Source organism: Nitratidesulfovibrio liaohensis (genome assembly GCF_011682075.1).
Lineage (GTDB): Bacteria > Desulfobacterota > Desulfovibrionia > Desulfovibrionales > Desulfovibrionaceae > Cupidesulfovibrio > Cupidesulfovibrio liaohensis.
Genome location: NZ_VSMK01000194.1, coordinates 1 through 4,975 on the forward strand (window position 1 = coordinate 1; position 4,975 = coordinate 4,975).

The 4,975-nt window shown below is 67.6% G+C and carries 5 protein-coding genes; 3 read left to right on the forward strand and 2 right to left on the reverse strand.

Features of this window, described 5'->3' with window-relative positions:
• Nucleotides 1-107 precede the first annotated feature (107 nt).
• The 3 genes from FVW27_RS07750 (at nucleotide 108) to FVW27_RS07760 (ending at nucleotide 2,666) form a co-directional block, all read left to right on the forward strand.
• Nucleotides 108-854 carry a tRNA lysidine(34) synthetase gene (locus FVW27_RS07750; RefSeq protein WP_167124090.1) on the forward strand — a complete coding sequence of 249 codons (747 nt, stop codon included), beginning with the start codon at nucleotides 108-110 and terminating at the stop codon, nucleotides 852-854.
• Between the two features lie 156 nt (nucleotides 855-1,010).
• Entirely contained in the window at nucleotides 1,011-1,913 is a 903-nt protein-coding gene (locus tag FVW27_RS07755; RefSeq protein WP_167124092.1) for a M23 family metallopeptidase, read from the forward strand.
• 63 nt (nucleotides 1,914-1,976) lie between these two features.
• On the forward strand, nucleotides 1,977-2,666 hold the full coding sequence (locus FVW27_RS07760) for a phosphatase PAP2 family protein (RefSeq protein ID WP_167124094.1): 690 nt from the start codon (nucleotides 1,977-1,979) through the stop codon (nucleotides 2,664-2,666).
• Between the two features lie 257 nt (nucleotides 2,667-2,923).
• Here FVW27_RS07760 and FVW27_RS07765 read toward each other — a convergent pair whose 3' ends face one another.
• Nucleotides 2,924-4,297 carry a FliI/YscN family ATPase gene (locus FVW27_RS07765; RefSeq protein WP_167124098.1) on the reverse strand — a complete coding sequence of 458 codons (1,374 nt, stop codon included), beginning with the start codon at nucleotides 4,295-4,297 and terminating at the stop codon, nucleotides 2,924-2,926.
• 100 nt (nucleotides 4,298-4,397) lie between these two features.
• On the reverse strand, nucleotides 4,398-4,975 hold a 578-nt coding region (locus FVW27_RS07770; protein WP_167124096.1), incomplete at its 5' end, for a FliH/SctL family protein.

The window sequence follows — 4,975 nt, forward strand, 5'->3', positions numbered from 1 at the left end:
GCCGGGCGGCATCCGGCCATGCGCCCAGCCGTGCCGCATCACCCCGCACCCGCCGCCCCTGCCGCAAGCCCCCGCCCGGCCCGCCATCCCGACATACGGAGATTTCCATGCCCCGCGAAAAACTGTCCTACGCCCAGAAGCAGTGCGTCACCGCCGCAGGCAAGCTGATGCAGCAGACCGCCATGATTCACCCCGGCGCGCGCATCGGCGTGGCCGTTTCGGGCGGCATGGACAGCTGGGTGCTGCTGCAGGTGCTGAAGCTGCGCCAGCGCATCGTGCCCTTCAAGTTCGAAATCATGGCCCTGCACGTGAATCCCGGCTTCGATCCGCACAACCACGCCCCGCTGCTGCCCTGGCTGCGCGCCAACGGCGTGGCCTCGCACATCGAGGTCACCGACCACGGCCCCGTGGCCCATTCGCCCGCCAACCTGCGCAATTCGCCCTGCTTCTACTGCGCCAAGCTGCGCCGCACCCGGCTGTTCGAACTGTGCAAGCAGTACGGGCTGACCCACCTGGCTTTCGGCCATAACGCAGACGACCTGGTGACCACCTTCTTCATGAACCTGGTGCAGACCGGCCGGGTGGACGGCATGTCCATGAAGGAAGCCTTCTTCGGCGGCAGGTTGACGGTGATCCGCCCCATGATGCTGGTGGAAAAGCCGGTCATTGCCCGCGCCGTGAAGCAGTGGAACCTGCCCGTGTGGAGCAACCCCTGCCCATCGGCCTTCGATTCGCGCCGCAGCGAGATGACCGCCGAAGTGAAGGAACTGTGCAAGGGCAACAAATTCGCCAAAGCCAACATTTTCAACGGGTTGATTCGTTGGCAGCTCGGGTTGACACCCTCGGACCAATAACGCTAGACCAGTGGCTAAATCCTGACGCCAGCCGCAACGCGGCCAGCCACGCCTGCACTTCCGGCTCCCGTGCGACCCGGCCCCTCTGCTGCCCGGCGCTGTCCACCTCCGGCCCCGTCAACCAGGCCCCACACAACCAAGGACCACGCCCGACACATGCTGCTCGGCAAATACCACATCGTCATCCTCAAGGAACGCGACGGAGCCCACCGCAACCTGCGCATGCGCGGGTGGTTCGGCTTTGCCGTGGTCTGCCTTGTGCTGGCGCTGGCCGGTGCCAACGTGTGGCTGTGGGGCTTCTATACGGAAAACGTGGCGTTGCAGCGTCGCCTGGCCGAGGCCGAGCGCACGGTGGAGGAACAGAACGGCCAGATGCTGAACATGGTGGGCAAGGTGCGCACCCTGCAGGCCGACCTTTCGCGCGTGCAGCAGTTCGACTCCAAGCTGCGCCTGATGATGAACATGGAGAAGGACCCCGGCGAAACCGCCTCAATGGGCGGCTCGCGCTCCGAAGATTTTTCCAAGAGCTACCTGCCCCTGCATCGCCAGGAGTTGCTGGCCCGCAAGATGCACAGCTTTTTGCAACAGCTTTCCACCGACGTGCGGCTGGAAGAGGTGCGCCAGCAGGAACTGGTGCGCACCCTGCGCGACAACCGCGAGGTGCTGGCCGCCACGCCCTCCATCTGGCCCGCCGACGGCTACATTTCCTCCACCTTCGGCATGCGTGTCTCGCCCTTCACCGGCAAGGGCGAATTCCACAAGGGCATCGACGTCATCAACCGCCCCGGCACGCCCATCTACGCCCCGGCACGCGGCACCGTCACCTTTGCCGCCGTGGACGGCGCCTACGGCAACTGCGTGGTGCTGCAGCACGGCGGGGGGCTTTCCACCCGCTACGCGCACATGCAGCGCTTCGTGCTGAAGGAAGGCCAGACCATCAACCGGGGCGACCTGGTCGGCTACATCGGCAACTCCGGGCGCAGCACCGGCCCGCACCTGCACTACGAGGTGCGTCTGAACGGGGTGTGCGTGAATCCCATGCGCTACATCCTCAACTAGGTACGCACCCGCCTCGTTCCCGCCCGGGCATCCGGCCCACCTCACACTCTTTCCCCACACCCCATGCTGCACATCTTCGACACCCCCTTTACATGGGACATCGAGTGGCTGCTGCGCGTCAACGTGGACTGGCGCAACGCGGCGCTGGACCAGCTGATGCCGCTCATCTCCAGCACCCTGTTGCTGTGGGTGGCCATTGCCGCCTGCGCGGCCCTGTACCTAGCCCGCGCCGGCAAGGCCGGGCTGCGGCCGCTGCTGCCCCTGCTGCTGGTGGTGGGCATTGCCGCCGGGCTGGCCGATGCTTCCAGCAACGTGTTCAAGAAGGCCACCGACCGGGTGCGCCCGGTGAAGGCCCTGCCGCTGGTGCACTACCGCGACGGTGGGCAGTGGCAGCAGAACCCCGTGGACTTCAAGCAGCACAAGAACAAGGGCGATTCCTTCGTCTCGGCCCATGCGGCCAATACCATGGCCGTGGCCGTGGCCCTGTACGCCATGCTGCCCGGACTTGGCGCGGCCTGCGTCGCCCGGCGCAGGGACGGCACCCCGGAGATGCCCACGCCCTGCCCCGCGCCCCGAACCCCGGATGCCTTCAATGTCCGAATGCTGGTGTTCCTGCTGCCGCTGGTGGTGGGCTATTCGCGCCTGTACCTTGGCAAGCACTACCCTTCCGACGTGCTGGGCGGCTGGCTGGTGGGCCTGCTTGCCGGGTGCGCGGCGGTATGGGCGTGGCGTCTGGCCACAGGGCGACACTAGGACTTGAGCCTGCTCCCCGACGCACCGCGCAGGATTTCCCTCAGGAAGCCACGGGCGGGACAGCGATGTCCCGCCCGCTCCGTTTCACATCTTCCAACAACTCCGCATACCAGATAATTGTGGGTTCCAAGGGGGCCTTGCCCCCTTGGCCGCCAGAGGCGTCCAAAACACGCATCGCCATCATGCAAGGCGGGCGGGACATTGCTGCCCCGCCCGCTTTCGTTCCGGAAAATCGTCGTCACCCTTCGGACCTGCCCCTACCCCGCCGCCAGCCCCTGCAACTGTGCGAACGAATCGGCCAGCGGCGCGGCATCGGTCACGTCCTGGCGCAGAAAGGCATTGATGGGACCGTTCATGGCGATGGCCTTGTCGATGTCCGGGTTGCTGCCCTGCGCGTAGGCACCGATGTTGATCATGTCCTCGGCCTTGCGGAAGGTGGCCAGGTGCCGGGTGATCACGCGGCCCGCGTCCACCACGTTCTTGGCGCAGATGTCGCTACGCAGTCGGCTGATGGAGCGCAGCACGTCGATGGCGGGAAAGTGACCCATGTCGGCCAGGTCGCGGGTGAGCACTATGTGCCCGTCCAGAATGGAGCGCACCGCGTCGGCGATGGGTTCGTTGAAGTCGTCGCCGTCCACGAGCACGGTGTAAATGCCGGTGATGGTGCCCTTTTCGCTGCGACCCGCGCGTTCCAGCAGCTTGGGCAGCTGGGCGAACACGGTGGGGGTGTAGCCCTTGGTCGTGGGCGGTTCACCCACGGCCAGCCCCACCTCGCGCGCGGCCATGGCGAAGCGCGTCACCGAGTCCATCATCAGCAGCACGTCCTTGCCCTGGTCGCGGAAATGTTCGGCCACGGCGGTGGCGGCATAGGCGGCGCGCATGCGCACCAGCGGCGACTGGTCGGACGTGGCCACGATGACCACGGACCGGGCCATGCCTTCCGACCCCAGGTCCTTTTCCATGAACTCCACCACCTCGCGGCCGCGTTCGCCGATGAGGCCGATGACGTTCACGTCGGCCACGGTATACCGGGCCATCATGCCCATGAGCGTCGATTTGCCGACGCCCGAACCGGCCATGATGCCCACGCGCTGCCCCTTGCCCAGGGTGAGCAGGCTGTTGATGACGCGCACGCCAACGTCCAGCGGATCGGAAATGCGGGGGCGGGCCAGCGGGTTGGGGGGCGAGGCGTACAGGGGGGCCACGCCGGTGGTGACCACATGGGCACCGCTGTCCAGCGGCGCGCCGAAGGCGTCGAAGGCGCGGCCCAGCAGGGCGTCGCCCACGGGAAAGACGGGGGGCAGGCTGGTGTTGCGGATGAGGCTGCCGGGGCGGATGCCGCGCAGGTCGCCATAGGGCATGAACAGCAGGTTGCCGTCGCGAAAGCCCACCACCTCTGCGGCAATGCCCTCGCAGGTGGCGGGGTCGGGCGCGGCGCCCTGCCGCACGGTTCCGCCCGCAAGGCCGGATTCGCACCCTTCGGGCAGCATGTGGCACACCGCGCCCAGCGGAGCCTTTATGCCGCAGCCTTCGGCAACCAGGCCCACCACCTTGGTGACCTTGCCGTAGGTCTGCATGGCCTGCACCTCGCCCAGCAGGCGCTGGCAGGCGGCAGGATCAAGCCCCGACAGGCGGCTGTCGTGGTGGCCTTCCACAGGGCTCACGGACGGTCCCCGAACAATGGCGCGGGCAGGGGTGCAGACAGGAGCACGGGCGGGGGCGCGGGCGAAATCATGGGCGATCCTCGGGCAGGGTCAGCCCGGCCAGCACTTCCTCGATGATCCGGCGGCGGGTTTCGATGGTGTTGTCCACCATGCCGTCGCGGCTTTCCACCACCATGCCGCCGGGGCCGATGCCCGCGTCGCCCCGCACGCTCCAGGCCTCCAGGCCGGGAAAGCGGTCCTTGGTGGCGGCGATGATGTCGGCCACAGCCGGTTCGTCCTCGGGGTTCACTCGCACGGTCAGGGTACGGCGCTGCTCCAGCGCCTGCACCGACTTCACGAACAGCGTCTCCAGCACGGCGGCGCGCTCCGCGTCCACCACCAGGCCCACGCTGCGCTCCACCGCCGTGCGCATCAGGTCCACCAGGTCGCCGCGCCACGCGGCAAAAATGGACGAGCACTGCCCCTGGATGGCGGACAGCACGGCGGACACCGATTCGCCCATGGCCGCGCGAAACTCGTCCAGTTCGTGCTGGGCCTGGGCCATGCCTTCGGCATAGCCGTCGTTGCGGCCCTGCTCGTGGGCGGCGGCGCGCAGCACCTCGGCCTCGGCGCGGGCCTGGGCCAGCACCTCGGCGGCCTTGTCCA